The organism is Actinoplanes sp. 13, assembly GCF_056134165.1.
The window spans coordinates 165,806-183,151 of the sequence record NZ_JBVYOQ010000016.1 but is presented as its reverse complement, the minus strand read 5'-3'; the positions used below and the strand labels follow the sequence as shown (position 1 = coordinate 183,151).

The following is a 17,346-nucleotide window of genomic DNA, read 5'->3' as shown; positions in this document are numbered from 1 at the left end:
AGTAGGACGCCGCCGGACTCAACGTGAACAGAAAGGCCCACCCGAACATTCGGGTGGGCCTTTCTGCATTCCCCAGGGCGCCAACCCTGTGTGTGAAGTTGAGGTGCGAATCCGACCACAACTTCACACACTGGTTCGAGGCGGGCGGGAGAAGCCGGGGCACTGGCGGAGGACCGGGGAGGCGGGGTGGGGAGAAGCCGGTATGCTGGCGGACGGGCCGTGACTGGCGCGTTCGGATGGTTGACCATCGGGGAGCGGCTCCGTCGAGACGACGACTTGCCGTGCGCCTGGGCTCTCTCCACTCGTGATAGGGAGTTCCCATGCCTGAGTTGAACGCCGAGTCCACCGCTTTCCGCTCCGCCCTGGACGTGGTCCGGTCCGTCGAGCCCCGCATCGCGGACGCGATCGCCAAGGAGCTGACCGATCAGCGCGAGTCGCTGAAGCTGATCGCGAGTGAGAACTACGCCTCGCCGGCCGTGTTGCTCGCGATGGGCAACTGGCTGTCGGACAAGTACGCGGAGGGCACGATCGGCCGCCGGTTCTACGCCGGCTGCCAGAACGTCGACACTGTCGAGTCGGTTGCTGTCGAGCACGCCAAGGCCCTGTTCGACGCGCCGTACGCCTATGTCCAGCCGCATTCCGGCATCGACGCGAACCTGGTGGCCTACTGGGCCATTCTGGCGGACCGCGTCGAGGTGCCGTTCCTGAAGAAGTTCGAGAAGCGGCAGATCAACGATCTGACCGACGCCGAGTGGGCCGAGCTGCGGCAGGCGTTCGGTAACCAGCGGCTGCTGGGCATGTCGCTGGACGCCGGCGGTCACCTGACGCACGGGTTCCGGCCGAACATCTCCGGCAAGATGTTCGACCAGCGCAGCTACGGTGTCGACCCGACCACCGGTCAGATCGACTATGCGGCGCTGCGGGAGACGGCCAAGGAGTTCAAGCCCGCGGTAATCGTGGGCGGCTATTCGGCGTACCCCCGGAAGGTGAATTTCGCGACGATGCGGGAGATCGCTGACGAGGTCGGCGCGACCTTCATGGTCGACATGGCGCACTTCGCCGGGCTGGTCGCGGGTGGCGTTTTCACCGGCGACTTCAACCCGGTGCCGCACGCGCACATCGTCACCACGACCACGCACAAGAGCCTGCGTGGCCCGCGTGGTGGCGCCGTCTTCTGCCAGCCGGAGCTCTCCTCGCAGGTGGACCGCGGCTGCCCGATGGTGCTCGGCGGCCCGCTGCCGCACGTCATGGCGGCGAAGGCGATCGCGTTCGCGGAGGCCCGCCGGCCGGAGTTCGCCTCCTACGCCCAGCAGATCGTCACGAACAGCCAGGCGCTTGCCGAGGGCCTGCTGAAGCGGGGCGTGCAGCTGGTCTCCGGCGGGACCGACAACCACCTGGTGCTGCTGGACGTGCACCCGTTCGGCATCACCGGCCGGCAGGCCGAGCAGGCGCTGCTGGACAGCGGCATCGTCACGAACCGCAACGCGATCCCGAACGACCCGAACGGCGCCTGGTACACCTCGGGCATCCGCGTCGGCACCCCGGCGCTGACCAGCCGTGGCCTCGGCGCCGGTGAGATGGACCAGATCGCCGAGCTGATCCACACCGTGCTCGCCGCCACCAGCCCGGCGGAGGGCTCGAAGGCCAAGTTCTCGCTGGACCCGGCGCTCTCCGACCGGATCAGCAAGCAGGCTTCCGAGCTGCTCGCGCCGTTCCCGCTCTACCCTTCGGTCGACCTGGGCTGATCGACTTCCGCGCCGTCTCCGCGAGCCTTGCGCTCACGGAGGCGGCGCTTTTTTGCGTCGCACCATGCCCGGTCGCTCAGCGGGGCGGCAGTCGATGCAGAGTCACGTCCCGAATTTCTCCACCGTCCACATGCAGCGTCATGTAGGTGTGGTCCGGCTGGCGCCGCCGGTCCGTCGGTGAGCCGGGGTTGAGCAGTCGCATCCCGTTGGCGGCTGTGGTGTCCCACGGGATGTGGGAGTGCCCGAAGATCAGCAGATCCACATCGGGGAAGCGCTTCACGCACCGCGCTTCCCGGCCGGTGGCGGCGCCCGTCTCGTGCACCACGGCGAGCCGCAGCCCGTCCAGCGTCTCGTAAGCGATCTCCGGCAGTCGGGCGCGGAAGGCCGGCCCGTCGTTGTTGCCGTAGCAGGCGATCAACCTGTTCGACCGTTGCTCCAGGGCGTCCAGCAGCGCGATGTCGACCCAGTCGCCGGCGTGGACGACCACGTCCGCCGCGTCGACGGCTGACCAGAGCGCGGCCGGGAGGTCGCGGGCCCGCTTCGGGACGTGGGTGTCGGTGGTCAGCACAAGCTGCATACCATCGATCCTAATTGTCCCCGGCTGCCTGCTGTGGGCGTTCACGCACGCGTCGCCGGAACCGGTTCCGTGTTCGCTGTTATCAGCCCGCGTAATCCCTGATGAGGCCGTCCAGCACGGGTTTGCCGGTGGCGACGCGCCGGTTCCGGAACTGTTACGAACTATGGACATCGATTCGTTGCTCTCCTTACGTTCGGCCGGGAAGCGCTCTCCCAAGATTCGTTAGAGCGCTTCCCGGCTCGCAAGATCGTCCCCTTGCGGTCCGTCCCGTTCCCCGAGGAGAAGCAATGAGACGTTCCCCCTGGCGGCTCGCCGCCATCGGCGGCCTGGTCACCGCCATGGTGACCGGGTTCGCCGCCGTCACCTCGACATCCGCTTCCGCCGCCGAGGTCCTGCTGTCCCAGGGCAAGCCCGCCACCGCGTCCTCCACCGAGGCGGCCGGCGTCTATCAGGCTGCCGAGGCTGTCGACGGCAACCTCGGAACCCGCTGGTCCTCCGCGTTCTCCGACCCGCAGTGGCTCCAGGTCGACCTGGGCAGCGCCCAGGCGATCACCCGGGTCGAGCTGAACTGGGAGACCGCGGCCGCCCGGGCGTTCCAGATCCAGGTCTCGGACAACGCGTCCAGCTGGACCAGTGTGTACTCGACCACCACCTCGGCCGGCGGCAACCAGTCGCTGGCGGTCAGCGGCACCGGCCGTTACGTGCGCATGTACGGCACCCAGCGCACCACCGGGTACGGATATTCGCTGTTCGAGTTCAAGGTGTTCGGCGAGTCCGGCGGTGGGCCCACCCTTCCCGGTGGCGGCAGCCTCGGCGCGAACGTGGTGGTCTTCGACCCGTCGATGTCGTCGGCCAGCATCCAGGCCCGGGCCGACGAGGTCTTCCGGCAGCAGGAGACCGCGCAGTTCGGCACCGGCCGGTACGTCCTGGCCTTCCGGCCGGGCACCTACAACAACCTGAACATCCAGGTCGGCTTCTACACCTCGGTGGTCGGTCTCGGCCAGAACCCGCAAGATGTGCGGATCAACGGCGACATCACCGTCGACGCCGGCTGGTTCCAGGGCAACGCCACCCAGAACTTCTGGCGCTCCACCGAGAACCTGTCGGTCTACCCGGTGAACGGGACCAACCGCTGGGCCGTCTCGCAGGCGGCGCCGTTCCGCAGGATGGACATCCACGGCAACCTCAACCTGGCGCCGAACGGGTACGGCTGGGCCTCGGGCGGCTACGTCGCCGACTCGCGGATCAGCGGGACGCTCGGGCAGTACTCGCAGCAGCAGTGGCTGACCCGCAACAGCTCGATCGCCTCGAACACCAACGCGGTCTGGAACCAGGCGTTCGTCGGCACGCAGGGCGCTCCTTCGGGCGCGAGCTTCCCGAACCCCCCGTACACGAACATCCCGAACACGCCGGTGATCCGGGAGAAGCCGTACCTGTACCAGAGCGGGTCGGACTACGCGGTGTTCGTGCCCACGTTGCGTACCAACAGCGTCGGCGCGAGCTGGGTGAACGGCAACACTCCCGGCACGAGCATCCCGCTGAGCCAGTTCTACGTGGCGAAGCCGGGTGACAGCGCGGCGACGATCAACGCGGCCCTCGCCTCGGGTCTCAACCTGATCTTCCAGCCGGGCATCTACCGGATCAACCAGACGATCAACGTGACCCGGGCCAACACCGTGGTGCTCGGCCTGGGTTACGCGACGATCATCCCGGAGAACGGTGTCACCGCGATGCAGGTGGCCGATGTGGACGGTGTGAAGGTCGCCGGCATCCTGTTCGACGCGGGCACCACGCTGTCGCCCAACCTGCTGGTGATGGGGCAGGCCGGGTCGTCGGCGAACCACGCCGCGAACCCGTCGTCGGTGCAGGACGTGTTCCTGCGGGTCGGCGGTTACATCGCCAGCAAGGCCACCAACAGCCTGCTGGTGAACAGCAACAACGTGATCATCGACCACATCTGGGCATGGCGCGCCGACCACGGCAACCCGGGCACCTACAACTGGGACACCGCGATCGGCGATCACGGTCTGATCGTCAACGGCAACGACGTCACGGCGTACGGCCTGTTCGTCGAGCACTACCAGAAGTACCAGGTGATCTGGAACGGCAACGGTGGCCGAACCTTCTTCTTCCAGAACGAGATGCCGTACGACCCGCCGACCCAGGCGGCCTGGCGGACCGGGGCAGAAGGGTACGCGGCCTACAAGGTGGCCGACTCGGTGAACACGCACGAGGCGTGGGCGATGGGCAGCTACTGCTACTTCAACGTGAACCCGTCGATCCACGCGGACCGGGGCTTCGAGGTGCCGGTCAAGTCGGGCATCCGGCTGCGCAACCTGCTGACCGTCTCGCTCGGGGGCAACGGCGTCATCGACAACGTCGTGAACACCACGGGTGGGCCGGCTCAGGGCACCGCCACCGTTCCGTCGTACGTCGTCAGTTTTCCCTGACCGGTAACTCACCACTGCCCCGTGGGATCAGGGTTGTCGCCACCCTGATCTCGCGTGGCGGACCGTCGTGGCCGTCGATGCGCTCGAAGAGCGCGCCGGCGGCCGCGCGGCCCATCCGGGCCGGGTGCTGGGCGATCACGGTGACCGCCGGCTCGAGCAGGTCGGCGAGCGGGAAGTCGTCGAAGCCGACCAGCGCGACCGTGTGGTGCCGGCCCAGCCGGCGCAGCGCCCGGACCGCGCCGACAGTGATCAGACTCTGACTGGTGAACAACGCGGTGGGCGCGTCCGCCCGGCGCAGGAGCGCGAGCGTGGCACGTTCCGCGGCAACTTCGCCCCGCACCTCGTGCAGCACCGGGCCGGGCCGCCCGCCGAGGGCCTGCAGATAGCCGCGGAACCGTTCGCGCGCCGTGGGGATCCGCTGGTGATCACCGAGAAAGGCGATCCGCCGGTGGCCGTGGGCGATGAGGTGCCGGACCGCTCCGGCAGCGCCCGCCACGTTGGTGGAGACGACCGTGTCGGCCTCGAAGCCGCTCGGCGCGCGGTCCACGAAGACCACCGGTGTGCCGGTGAACCGGTGCAGGTAGGACTGGTCGGAAGCGGTCGGAGCGATGATGAGCCCGTCGGTCTGCCGCTGCCGGAACGCCCGGGCCAGGTCCCGCTCGCGCCGCTCGTCCTCATCCAGGCTGCCGGTGAACACCTGCACCCCGCGCGCGTGCGCCTCGTCCTCGATCGCGCGATGCAGCACGCTGGAGAACGGGTTCGCCACGTCCTCCAGCAGCACCCCGATGGTCCGGGTGCGCCGGTCGCGCCGCCGCAGCATGCTGGCGCCCAGGTGCGGCCGGTAATCCAGCGACTCGACCGCTGCACGGACCCGGGCGGCCAGGTCGGGAGCGACCGTCGTCTCGCCATTGATCACTCGGGACACGGTCTTGAGGCTGACGCCGGCCGTGCGAGCGACGTCGTTCATGGTCGGCCTTCCGGACATGTCAGACCCCCGGCCTGGATGATCACTCAAAGCAATCGCATAGAAACTCATTGTTGACACGTGCGGAACGTGGGCGTCTACTCCAGGACAACGTTGTCTCTCGATGTTCGGGAGCGGGCATGCGTCAAAGACCAAAGCTTCTCGCGGCCGCCGGTTGCGCGGTCGTGTTCCTCGCGGGCCTCACGGCGTGTAACCGGGGTTCCGGCGAACCGATCGTCGGCCTGATCACCAAGACCGATACCAATCCGTTCTTCGTGACCATGCGCAACGGTGCTCAGGAGAGCGCCGGCCAGTACGGCGTCGAGCTGCAGACCTTCGCCGGGCGGGTGGACGGCGACAACGAGGCCCAGGTGCTGGCGATCGAGAATCTGATCTCCTTCGGCGCTGAGGGCTTCATGATCACGCCGAACGACTCCAGCGCCATAGTGCCCGCCATCGACCGCGCGCACGAGGCGGACATGCTGGTCATCGCGCTGGACACGGCGGTCGAGCCGGCCGACGCGGTGGACGCCACGTTCGCCACCGACAACTTCGAGGCCGGTCGCCAGATCGGGCTCTGGGCCAAGGCGAAGTTCGACAAGGAAGGCAAGCAGGCGCGGATCGCGATGCTCGACCTCAACCCGAACCAGGTCTCCGTCGACGTGCAACGGGATCAGGGCTTCATGGAGGGCTTCGGGATCGACGTGGCCGACCCCGGCCGGATCGGGGACGAGAACGACCCGCGGATCGCCGGGCACGACGTCACCGACGGCAACGAGGAGGGCGGGCGCACCGCGATGGAGAACCTGCTGCAGAAGGACCCGTCGATCAATCTCGTCTACACCATCAACGAGCCCGCGGCGGCCGGGGCGTACGAGGCTCTCAAGGCGGCCGGTACGGCGGAGGACGTCACGATCGTCTCGGTCGACGGCGGTTGCCCGGGAGTGGACAACGTCGCGGGCGGCGTCATCGGCGCGACCTCGATGCAGTTCCCGATCAAGATGGCGCAGATGGGCGTCGAGGCGATCGCGCAGTACGCGAAGGACGGCACCCTGCCGCAGAACACCGCCGGGAAGAACTTCGTGGACACCGGCGTACAGCTGATCACCGACGACCCGCAGGCCGGCGTGGAGGCTCAGGACTCCACGTGGGGCAAGCAGAACTGCTGGGGTTAATCAGATGGCGACAACGACCACCCCCGCCGCGGAGTTCGAGACCCGCCGGCACGACTCGTTCGGCCTGCGCCTGCAGCATCTGCTGCACGGCAACCCGGTGCTCGGCCCACTGGCCGTGCTCCTCCTGGCGATCATCGCCTTCTCGATCGTCAACGCCCGCTTCTTCTCGGCGGCCAACCTCTCGCTGGTGCTGCTGCAGGTCACCGTGATCGCCACCCTGGCCCTCGGGCAGACCCTGATCATCCTGACTGCGGGCATCGACCTGTCGGCCGGCGCGATCGCGGTCTTCTCGTCGATCCTGATGGCGCTGTTCTGCACCGACGCGGGACTGCCCGCGCCGATCGCGCTGCTGGCCGGCTTCGCCTGCGGCACCGCGATGGGCGCGCTCAACGGGGTGCTGGTCACCCGGCTCAAACTGCCACCGTTCATCGTGACGCTCGGCACGCTGACCATCTTCTTCTCGCTGAACTCGGTGGTCAGCAACAGCGAGACGGTGCGCGGCGCCGACATGCCGGGCCTGATGACCTGGACCGGCGAAGCGATCCCGATCGGCGACTTCCGGCTCAGCTACGGCACGATCATCATGCTGCTGCTCTTCGGCTTCTTCGCGTACGCGCTGAGCTCCACCGCCTGGGGAAAGCACGTCTACGCCACCGGCGACGACAGCGAGGCGGCCCGGCTGGCCGGCATCCGCACCAACCGCGTGCTGTTCTCGGTCTACACCACGGCCGGCCTGCTCTACGCGATCGCCGGCTGGATCCTCATCGGCCGGCTCGCCTCGGCCAGCCCGAACGTCGGCACCGAGTACAACCTCGACTCGATCACCGCTGTCGTGCTCGGCGGCACCAGCCTCTTCGGCGGACGCGGCGGGGTGATCGGCACCCTGATCGGCGCGCTCATCGTGGGTGTCTTCCGCAACGGCCTGCAACTGGCCGGCGTCGAGGTGGTCTGGCAGGGCTTCGCCATCGGCGCGCTGGTGCTGGTCGCGGTCTCGCTGGACCAGTGGATCAGAAAGGTCAAGGCATGACCGCCTGCACCGGGCGGCACCCGGCCGCACCCGACGACGGCTTGGCAGGCGAGAGCTGGAAGGGCATGACCAAGGAGGTACGGACGTGACCACCCCGGTTCTGGAGGCGAAAGGCCTCACCAAGCGGTACGGCCGGGTCGTCGCGATCGACGGGAGCGACCTCGAGCTGCTGCCCGGCGAGATCCTCGCGGTGATCGGCGACAACGGCGCCGGCAAGTCCAGCCTCATCAAGGCCCTGTCCGGCGCGGTCGTGCCGGACAGCGGTGAGATCCTGCTGGACGGGCAGCCCGTGCGCTTCCGCACCCCGATGGACGCGCGCGAGGCCGGCATCGAGACCGTCTACCAGACGCTCGCGGTCGCGCCCGGACTCGACATCGCGGACAACCTGTTCCTCGGCCGGGAACAGCGCCGTCCCGGCCCGCTGGGATCGGTCTTCCGGATGCTGGACCGCAAGCACATGCGCTCGGAAGCCGCCCGGCACATGAACGAGTTGGGCGTCGCCACCCTGCAGAACATCGGCCAGGCGGTGGAGTCCCTCTCCGGCGGCCAGCGTCAGGCCGTGGCGGTGGCCCGCTCGGCGGCGTTCGGCAGCAAGGTGGTGATCCTCGACGAGCCGACCGCGGCGCTCGGCGTGAAGGAGGGCAACCGGGTGCTCCAGCTCATCCGCGACGTCCGGGACCGGGGTCTGCCGGTGATCCTGATCAGCCACAACATGCCGCATGTCTTCGAGGTCGCCGACCGCATCCACATCCAGCGGCTCGGCCGCCGGATCGCGGTGATCACGCCGAAGAGCCACTCGATGTCCGACGCGGTCGCCATCATGACCGGCGCCGCCGCCCCACCCGAGGCCGCCTGACCAAGCGTGATCAGTTGGGGCGTCGTGCGAGTCCCAAGCCACCACGCAGGTGGCGCGCATTGCAGTGTGTGAAGTTGAGGTGCGGAGCGCGCCCCAACTTCACACACTGGGTTGGCCAGTTTTGTCGGGGGTGCGAGGTAGAACGGCAGCATGACTATCGGGGTGACCGGGGCAACCGGAAATGTCGGATCGAGGGTGGCGCGACTGCTTGCCCAAGCGGGTGAGCGGCCGCGCGTGCTGGTGCGTGATCCCGGGCGGCTGGAGCCCGGGCTCGGCGAGCTGGTGGAGGCCCGGCGCGGCGATCTGCGCGACGCGGGATTCGTCGCCGACGCGGTCGCCGGCCTGGACGCGCTGCTCTGGGTGACGCCGGAGGACATCACCGCGACCGACCCGCTGGCTGAGATGGCCGCAGTGGTGGAGAACGGCGCCGCGGCCGTGCGCGCCGCCGGGGTGCGGCGGGTCGTGGTGATCAGCAGCGTGGGCGCGGAACGCCGGCACGGGGCCGGGCTGATCGACGGCCTGGCCCGGGCCGAGGAGGCGTTCACGGCCACCGGCGCCGAGGTGGCGATCCTGCGTAACGGCTATTACTTCACGAACTTGATGGGCAACCTGGAGGAGCTGCGCGACGGGCACCTCACCACCACGATGCCGGCGGACCGGCCGATGCCGTGGGTGGATCCGCGGGACGTGGGCGAGGTCGCGGCGGTCCGGCTGCTGGCGTCCGGCTGGTCCGGGACGCATGTCCAGGCGGTGCACGGTCCGGCCGATCTGAGCTGGGCTGATGTCGCCGAGGTGCTGTCGGTGGTCAGCGGGGCGAAGGTGAGCCTCGACGTGGTGCCCGACCGGGCGATGACCGAAGGCCTGCGTCAGGCCGGGCTCTCCGAAGCGGCCGTGGCCGGCCTGGTCGGCATGACTGCCGGCACCCGGGACGACTTCCGCCCGGAGCAGGAGCGGACAGCGGTGACCACCACCCCGACCACGCTGGAGCAGTGGGCCGCCACGACGCTGGCGCCGATGCTGCGCGGCTGACCTCACGAGCGGACCTGCCGCGTCCGGCGAGGCTGCGGCGCGGCTGGGACCGGTGGGTGGCCTCGTGTGGATGCGGTGCGGCCGGGATCCGGGCGGTTGCCGTGAGGATGCGGTGCGGCTAATCCTTAAGGTGGCGGGCGCCACGTCGATCTACCTCGCATGTGGTTCCGCCGAGCCCGCCGGCGCCCCGGCGTACAGACGACAGGTACTCGCCTGTTCGTGACGTACGCTGCGGCCAGCCTGGTGCCCGTGGTCGCGCTCGGCGCGATGATGGTGCACACCTACCGCACCGACGCCGCCGATCAAGGGCGGGCGCAGGGCCTTTCGCAGGCCGCGGTGATCGCCGAGATGGCGATCGCCCCGGCCCTGTACACGAGCAACAGCGACAGCGAGCGGGGCCTGGGAATCGACGACGGCCTCACCACCGAGCAGCTGGAAGGGATGCGGGCCGCCACCGAACAGGCCGTGTTCCGTGGCTCGGTGCTGCGCCTGCGCCTGCGCAGCTTCACCGGCCGGGTCGTCTTCTCCGACGACGGCTCGACCAGTGGTGGCGTGCCGGCCGGTGACGCCGACTTCCAGTCGGCCGCGGCGGGTCAGGCCCGGGCACGGGTCATCGACGACAACATTCAGGTGATCCGGGTGTTGCAGCCGCTGGTCGCCGGCGCGTCCGGGCAGTCCGTCGGCGTGCTGGAGCTCTACCTGCCGTACGAGTCGATCGCCGAGCAGTTGCACGCCCAGATGACCCGGTCCTGGTGGCGCCTCGGTGGCGGCCTGGTAGCCCTCTATCTGGTGCTGGCGTTGCTGGCGTTCTCCACCACCCGTTCGCTGAGCCGGTACGCGGCGCGCCAGGAATATCAGGCCACCCACGACGCGCTGACCGGCCTGCCGAACCGGCCGGCGTTCCGGACCCGCGCCGAGGTGGTGCTGGAGACGGCCGCGCGCACCGGTGCCAGCGGCGCCGTGGTGCTGGCCGACCTGAACCGCTTCAAGGAGGTCAACGACACCCTCGGGCACCACGCCGGCGACGAGCTGCTGCGTATCGTCTCCGACCGGATGCTGGCCGCGCTCGGCCCGCAGGACATCCTGGCCCGGCTCGGTGGCGACGAGTTCGCCCTGCTGCTGCCGGGCCGGGACCGGGTCGAGGCGGTCGCCCTGCTCGAGACGCTGGGTGACCGGATCTCCGACGAGATGGTGCTCGACGGGGTGCCGCTGAGCATCGAGGCGAGCTTCGGCGTCGCGCTCTACCCCGAGCACGGCACCCAGCTGAACGATCTGAAGAAGCGCGCGGACATCGCGATGTACCAGGGGAAGCGGGGAGCCGCGGACGTGGTGGTCTTCGCCGGCCACGAGACGGCGCACCCGCACCAGTGGCTGGTGATCCAGGCCGAGCTGCGGCACGCGCTGGAGCGCGACGAGCTGGTGCTGTTCTACCAGCCGAAGGTCAGCCTGCCGTCCGGCGAGATCAGTGGCGTCGAGGCGCTCGTGCGCTGGCAGCACCCGCAGCGCGGGCTGGTCCCGCCGGGCGAGTTCCTGCCGGCCGCGGAGCACTCCGGGCTGATCGTGCCGCTCACCGAGTGGGTGCTGCGCCGGGCCATGCTCGGGCAGGCCGGCTGGACGGCGTACGGCTGGGACTGGCCGCTGTCGGTGAACGTCTCGGCCCGCAACCTGGAGGTGCCCGGCTTCCCGCAGCTGGTCCGCGACCTGCTCGCGGAGATCGGCACAGCGCCGGAGCGGCTGATCCTGGAGATCACCGAGACCGCGCTGGCCGGCGACACGGACACCGTCGCCCGGACCGTGATGGAGCTCGGCGAGCTGGGCGTCGGCATCTCGGTGGACGACTTCGGCGCGGGTTACACCAGCCTCGCGTACCTGCGTGGCCTACCGATCACCGAAATCAAGATCGACCGGGCGTTCGTCTCCGACGTGGTCCGGGACCCGCAGAACCAGGCGATCGTCCGGTCGGTGATCGAGCTCGCCCACGGGCTCGGCAGCCGGGCCACCGCGGAGGGCGTGGAGACGCCCGAGGTCGGCCAGTGGCTCGCCGAGGCCGGCTGTGACCAGGCACAGGGTTACTACTTCGGGCGCCCGGCGCCCTGGCCAGAACTATCCGCAGCACCAGTGCCCGAGGGGGTAGGCAGATGAGGATTTTCCGTAAGGCTCTTGCAGTGACCGGCGCCGTGCTGATGCTGGCGGCCGGGGGGTGTGCGAGCGGCGACGCGGACACGCAGACCAGCGCCCTGGACGCGACCGGCGCGGTGGCGATGGACCAGGACCTGCACGCGCGGTTGCCCGAGTCGATCCGCGCCCGCGGCTCGATGCGACTGGTGACCGACGCGAGCTATCCGCCCATGGAGTACTTCGCCGCCGATGGTCGTACCGTCATCGGATTCTCGCCGGACCTGGCCGCCGCCCTGGGCGACGTGCTCGGCATCCGTGCCGAGATGGTGGTGGGTGTTTTCAGCACCGCGCTGGACGAGGTCGACGCCGGCAGCTATGACGGGGTGCTCTCGTCGATGACGGACACCGTCGACCGGCAGAAGAAGGCCGACTTCGTCGACTACCTCAACGCCGGCACGGTGATCGTGGTGCAGCGTGGCAACCCGCGCTCGATCAAGGTGATGAAGGATCTGTGCGGCCAGAAGGTCGCCACCGAGCGTGGCACCTTCCAGGAGGAGATCCTGAAGAAGCTCAAGAAGGAGTGCGGGAGCTGGCCGATCACCATCGACAGCCGCCGTTCCAACGCCGACGCGCTGCTGCAGCTGCGGACCGGGCGGGTCGCCGCGGTGCTGATCGACTCCCCGCCGGCGGCGTACCTGGTCACCGACCCGCGGACCAGCGCGTTCTATCAGCTGGCGTCGGATGAGCAGTACGAGCCCGGGCAGTTCGGGATTGCCGTCGCCAAGGACAACAAGGCGCTGCGGGACTGCCTGCACGCGGCATTGCAGCGGCTGATCGAGTCCGGTACGTACGCCGAGTTGCTGTCGCGCTGGGGTCTGCAGGGCAGTGCTGTCACCGAAGCGACAGTGAACGGGGCGTCGAAGGGGGTCTGAACTACACACGTGAGTAGTAAGCTACACACGTGAGTAGTAGTAACGACCTGACCGCCCGGGCCCGGATCCGGGACGCCGCGATCGCGCTCTTCACCGAGCGCGGCATCGCTGGTGCCACCATCCGGGACATCGCGCAGGCCGCCGACGTCTCCTCGGGGTTGCTCCGGCACCACTTCGGGTCGAAGGAGGGCCTGCGCGACGCCTGCGACGAGTGGGCGATGGCGCAGATGATGCAGCTGCAGCAGCGATTCGCCGACACGCAGACGCTCGGGCCGCTGACCCCGCAGGTGGTCGTCCTCCAGCAATATCTGGTGCGCTCCCTGATGGACGGCTCGCCGCGCGGGTCGGCGATGTTCCTGCAGGCCGTGGATCATGGCGAGCGGTGGCTGGCGAGCACCGAGCTGGAGACCACCGACCGCCGGGCGTTCGTGGCCGTCCTGGGCGCGCTCAAGATGGGCATGTTCCTGATGGGCGACCAGCTCTCGGCCGCGCTCGGCGAGGACGTCCGGCAGATCCCCGGTTACCTGCGCATGATCCGGGCCTCGATCGAGGTCTTCTCGCAACCGCTACTCACTCCGGAACAGACCGACCAGGCACTCAAGGCACTGGATCGGTTCGGCAATCCCTAGGAGGGGGAGTGAGTTCTCATGGGTGAGGCCATCGATGTCGAGGGACTGATCAAACGGTTCGGGGCGGTCACCGCCCTGGACGGGCTGGACCTGAAGGTGCGCACCGGCGAGGTGCACGGCTTCCTCGGCCCGAACGGCGCCGGCAAGACCACCACCATCCGGGTGCTGCTGGGCCTGCTGCGGCACGACGGCGGGACGGCGCGCCTGCTCGGCGGAGACCCGTGGTCCGACGCGACCGAGCTGCACAAACGCCTGGCGTACGTGCCGGGTGACGTCACGTTCTGGCCCAACCTCTCCGGCGGCGAGGTGATCGACCTGCTCGGCCGGCTCCGCGGCGGGCTGGACCGCGGGCGCCGCGACGACCTGATCGAGCGGTTCGAGCTGGACCCGCGGAAGAAGGGCCGGGCGTACTCCAAGGGCAACCGGCAGAAGGTGGCGCTGGTCGCGGCGCTGGCCTCCGATGTGGAGCTGCTGATCCTGGACGAGCCGACCTCCGGCCTGGACCCGCTCATGGAAGAGGTCTTCCGTGAGGTGATCCTCCAGGAGAAGCGGCGCGGCGATCGGACGGTGCTGCTCTCCAGCCACATCCTCGCCGAGGTCGAGGCGCTCTGCGACCGGCTGACCATCATCCGGGCCGGGCGGTCGGTGGAGACCGGCACCCTCGACGACCTGCGGCACCTGACCCGCACCAGCATCCGCGCCGAGCTGGCCGGCCCGGTGAACGGCCTGACCACGATGACCGGCGTGCACGACCTGCGGGCCGAGGACGGCCGGGTGACGTTCGACGTGGACGCCGAGGCGCTGGAACCCGCGTTGCAGGCGCTGGTCGCGGCCGGCGTGCGCGGCCTGGTCAGTCAACCGCCCTCGCTGGAGGAACTGTTCCTGCGGCATTACGCGCGGAGCGAAAGGTGACCGGGTGGGGCCGGCTGCTCCGGCTCGCGCTGCGCCGGGACCGGGTGATCATGCCACTGTGGATCCTCGGCATCGGCATCCTGCCATACGCCTATGTCAGCGCCTTCGACACGCTGTTCCCCACCGAGCAGGAGCGGCTCGACTACGCCCGGATCAGCGCGGAGAACGCCGGTTTCGTGGCGCTCTACGGTCCCCTGCAAGGAACCGGTATCGGCGAGCTGGCCGTCTGGCGGGGCGGGTTCGTGCCGGTGCTGATCGGCCTGGTCGCGCTGCTCACGGTGATCCGGCACACCCGTGCCGACGAGGAGGCCGGCCGCACCGAGCTGATCCGTGCCACCGTCGTCGGGCGGTACGCGCCACTGGTCGCCGGACTGCTCGCCACGGCCGGCGCCAGCCTGGTCCTGGGGCTGGTCACTGCGGCCACGATGATCGGCGCGGGCCTGCCGGCCGGCGGCTCGATGGCCCTCGGAGCCGTGTTCACGCTGTCCGGCTGGGCCTTCGCCGCCGTCGGCGCGGTCGCGGCCCAGATCAGCGGCGGGGCACAGGGCGCCCGGACGATCGGGGTCCTCGCGCTGGGCGTGGCGTTCGTGCTGCGGCTCGGCGGGGACATCTCGGCGCTCGGCGACGGCCGGTTGCAGTGGCTGTCGTGGCTGTCGCCGATCGGCTGGGTGCACCGGATCTTCCCCTACGGCGGTGACGCGTGGTGGGCGGCGGTGCCGGCGTTGCTGTTCGCATCGGCCGGGGGAGTGCTTTCGGCGTACCTCATGGCCCGTCGTGATCTCGGCGCGGGCCTGCTCACCTCGCGGCTCGGACCGTCGACGGCGGCCGTGGGTCTGAGCTCGCCGATCGCGCTGGCCTGGCGCCTGCACCGCGGTCTGCTGTTCGGGTGGACCGCCGGGTTCGCCGCCCTCGGCCTGGTCTTCGGCGGCGTGTCCGACAGCGTGGCGCAACTCGCTGAGGACGCCGGTGGGGTCAACGAGATGTTCACCCGGATCGGTGGCAGCAGCGCGGTGCTGGACGCCTACTTCGCCACCACGGCGGGGATGTGCGGGCTGATCGCCGCGTGCTACGCGGTGCAGGCCGCGCTGCGGATGCGCGACGAGGAACAGAACGGGCACGCCGAACCGGTGCTCAGCACGGTCGTCAGCCGGACCGCGTGGGCCGGCAGCCACCTGCTGTTCGCGCTGCTCGGACCGGCCGCGGCACTGGTCGCGGAGGGTCTGGTCGCGGGTGTGGTGCACGGCGACGTCGGGCCGGTGCTCGGCGCCTCGGTGGCGCAGTTGCCCGCGGTGTGGGTGCTGGCCGGGGCGACGATGCTGCTGATCGGCGTGCTGCCGCGCCTGGCGGCAATGTCCTGGGGCGTGCTCGCCGGGTGCCTGCTGCTCCTGCTGCTGGGCCCGCTGCTCGAACTGGATCAGTGGGTGATGGACCTGTCGCCGTTCACCCACGTCCCGCACCTGCCTGGTGCGTCGGCGAGCGCTCTGCCGCTGGTGATGCTCACTGTGGTGGCCGCGGCTCTGGGTGGTGCGGGCCTGGTGGCCCTCCGCCGCCGTGACCTCCCCGCCTAGCGGTGCGCGCTGCTTCCCGGCGGCCCTGATTCACCACGCTGGGTGCGGCGCCGGGCAGCGTGGTGAGTTGGGGTGCGGAGCAGGCCTCAGGTCACCACGCTTGGCCCGGTGGCCCGACTTCGGCGAGCCGTTCAGATGATCTTGAGTGGCCGTGTCGAAGCGTGGCCGGCCGCTCGGCGGTGAGGCATCGGTGACTCGTTGTGCTTTCCGGCCGAAGTGCGGAAGGCGTCCGGACGGCGGATCGGCTTGGGTGATGGGGCGGTCGGGCGTCTGGACTGGGGACCGGCCGCAACCAGTGCCGCACCCCGTCCGTGGAGACATCGACCCTTGACCGACCAGCCCTTCACACCCGGATCGGATCCCTCCGCCACCCCCCTGAGCGGCCACCCCTCAGCCCAGGGCTCTCCGCCGCCCGGCGCACAGCCCGGTCATCCCCAGCCCGCTCATCCCCAGCCCGGCGCGCAGCCCGGTTACCCTCAGCCCGGCGTGCCGGCCGGCTATCCGGCTGTGCCTGGTCAGCCGGCCTACGGCCCGCCGCCCGGTTACCCGCCGCACCCCGGCGCAGCCCTTCCGGCCGCTCCGGTCGCCCCGCCGAAGAAGAAGAAGTGGCCGTGGATCGCCGGCGGCGCCGGTGTTCTGGTCCTGATCAGCTGCATCGGCGCCCTCTCCGGCGGCGGGGACAGCGCGGACACCCCGGGCACTGACAAGGCCGCGGCCGTCGCCGGTGAGCCCGCCGAGGAGAAGCCGGCCGAGCCGGAGAAGGAGCCGGAGAAGCCCGCCGAGGCGGTGCCCGGGATCGGCGATCCGGTCAAGGACGGCAAGTTCCAGTTCACCGTCACCAAGATGGACTGCGGCAAGAAGTCGGTCGGCTCGTCGCTGCTCGATCAGAAGGCGCAGGGCCAGTTCTGCCTGGTGACGATCAAGGTGAAGAACATCGGTGACGAAGCGCAGATGTTCGCCGGGTCGAACCAGAAGGCGTTCGACGCCAAGGGCACCGAGTACTCGAACGACACGGGTGCCGAGATCTATGCCAACAGTGAGGCCCAGACGTTCCTCAACGAGATCAACCCGGGCAACTCGGTGACCGGCAAGCTGGTCTTCGACGTCCCGAAGGCGACCAAGCTCGTCCGCCTGGAGCTGCACGACTCGATCTTCTCCGGCGGCGTCGAGGTCGCCCTCAAGTAAGAATGCGGTGAGCAGTGTGGTGACTTCGGGCGCGGAGCGAACCCGAAGTCACCACGCCGGGTTCTGAGCGGGACCGGCGAGCTCAGCCCGGCGGTCGCGGCAAAGGCGCGAGTCGCGGAAGCGCCGCGGTGTAGGCCCGGCACCCCGTAGTTCGACGGGGCGCCGGGCACTCGTACGAC

Annotated in this window: 14 protein-coding genes and 1 riboswitch; of the genes, 12 read left to right on the top strand and 2 right to left on the bottom strand. The window is 69.7% G+C overall.

From position 1 onward, the window contains the following. Window positions 1-209 precede the first annotated feature (209 nt). A riboswitch (ZMP/ZTP riboswitch) is annotated at window positions 210-300 on the top strand. Window positions 301-320: 20 nt separating this feature from the next. Continuing rightward, window positions 321-1,745, top strand: coding sequence for a glycine hydroxymethyltransferase (locus AC0NH5_RS27755; protein ID WP_474409347.1), 1,425 nt, complete (start codon window positions 321-323; stop codon window positions 1,743-1,745). 76 nt (window positions 1,746-1,821) lie between these two features. Here the strand turns inward: AC0NH5_RS27755 and AC0NH5_RS27750 are convergent, their stop codons facing one another. Continuing rightward, the gene (locus tag AC0NH5_RS27750; RefSeq protein ID WP_474409345.1) at window positions 1,822-2,322 is read right to left on the bottom strand and encodes a metallophosphoesterase family protein; all 501 of its coding nucleotides are present in this window, start codon (window positions 2,320-2,322) and stop codon (window positions 1,822-1,824) included. Window positions 2,323-2,609: 287 nt separating this feature from the next. Here AC0NH5_RS27750 and AC0NH5_RS27745 point away from each other — a divergent pair, with 287 nt between their 5' ends. Beyond that, the gene (locus AC0NH5_RS27745) at window positions 2,610-4,772 is read left to right on the top strand and encodes a galactose-binding domain-containing protein (RefSeq protein WP_474409343.1); all 2,163 of its coding nucleotides are present in this window, start codon (window positions 2,610-2,612) and stop codon (window positions 4,770-4,772) included. On the opposite strand, the gene AC0NH5_RS27740 is transcribed toward AC0NH5_RS27745, so the two are convergent. Beyond that, entirely contained in the window at window positions 4,759-5,739 is a 981-nt protein-coding gene (locus AC0NH5_RS27740) for a LacI family DNA-binding transcriptional regulator (RefSeq protein ID WP_474409340.1), read from the bottom strand. The two genes, AC0NH5_RS27745 and AC0NH5_RS27740, sit on opposite strands and share 14 nt — an antisense overlap. 137 nt (window positions 5,740-5,876) lie before the next feature. On the opposite strand from AC0NH5_RS27740, the gene AC0NH5_RS27735 reads away from it, so the two are divergent. From AC0NH5_RS27735 to AC0NH5_RS27690, 10 genes are all read left to right on the top strand, one after another. Then, window positions 5,877-6,911, top strand: coding sequence for a substrate-binding domain-containing protein (locus tag AC0NH5_RS27735; RefSeq protein WP_474409338.1), 1,035 nt, complete (start codon window positions 5,877-5,879; stop codon window positions 6,909-6,911). 4 nt (window positions 6,912-6,915) lie between these two features. After that, window positions 6,916-7,938, top strand: coding sequence for an ABC transporter permease (locus AC0NH5_RS27730; RefSeq protein WP_474409335.1), 1,023 nt, complete (start codon window positions 6,916-6,918; stop codon window positions 7,936-7,938). A gap of 85 nt (window positions 7,939-8,023) precedes the next feature. Next, on the top strand, window positions 8,024-8,794 hold the full coding sequence (locus tag AC0NH5_RS27725; protein WP_474409332.1) for an ATP-binding cassette domain-containing protein: 771 nt from the start codon (window positions 8,024-8,026) through the stop codon (window positions 8,792-8,794). Between the two features lie 150 nt (window positions 8,795-8,944). Then, a complete protein-coding gene (locus tag AC0NH5_RS27720; RefSeq protein ID WP_474409330.1) occupies window positions 8,945-9,823 on the top strand; it encodes an NmrA family NAD(P)-binding protein in 879 nt (292 codons plus the stop codon). A 219-nt stretch (window positions 9,824-10,042) separates the two neighbouring features. Continuing rightward, entirely contained in the window at window positions 10,043-11,965 is a 1,923-nt protein-coding gene (locus AC0NH5_RS27715) for a putative bifunctional diguanylate cyclase/phosphodiesterase (RefSeq protein WP_474409328.1), read from the top strand. After that, window positions 11,962-12,873, top strand: coding sequence for an ABC transporter substrate-binding protein (locus AC0NH5_RS27710; RefSeq protein ID WP_474409325.1), 912 nt, complete (start codon window positions 11,962-11,964; stop codon window positions 12,871-12,873). The genes AC0NH5_RS27715 and AC0NH5_RS27710 overlap by 4 nt, the downstream gene beginning before the upstream one ends. A 29-nt stretch (window positions 12,874-12,902) precedes the next feature. Continuing rightward, window positions 12,903-13,502 (top strand): TetR/AcrR family transcriptional regulator, encoded by a 600-nt coding sequence (locus tag AC0NH5_RS27705; protein ID WP_474409324.1) that lies wholly within the window; start codon window positions 12,903-12,905, stop codon window positions 13,500-13,502. Window positions 13,503-13,520: 18 nt separating this feature from the next. Then, complete coding sequence (locus AC0NH5_RS27700; protein ID WP_474409321.1) at window positions 13,521-14,414, top strand: ABC transporter ATP-binding protein; 894 nt, start codon at window positions 13,521-13,523, stop codon at window positions 14,412-14,414. Next, complete coding sequence (locus AC0NH5_RS27695) at window positions 14,411-15,982, top strand: ABC transporter permease (protein WP_474409319.1); 1,572 nt, start codon at window positions 14,411-14,413, stop codon at window positions 15,980-15,982. Before AC0NH5_RS27700 ends, AC0NH5_RS27695 begins: the two co-directional genes overlap by 4 nt. Window positions 15,983-16,489: 507 nt before the next feature. Next, window positions 16,490-17,167: a DUF4352 domain-containing protein gene (locus AC0NH5_RS27690; RefSeq protein WP_474409316.1), complete on the top strand. Its 678-nt coding sequence runs from the start codon at window positions 16,490-16,492 to the stop codon at window positions 17,165-17,167. Window positions 17,168-17,346 lie beyond the last annotated feature (179 nt).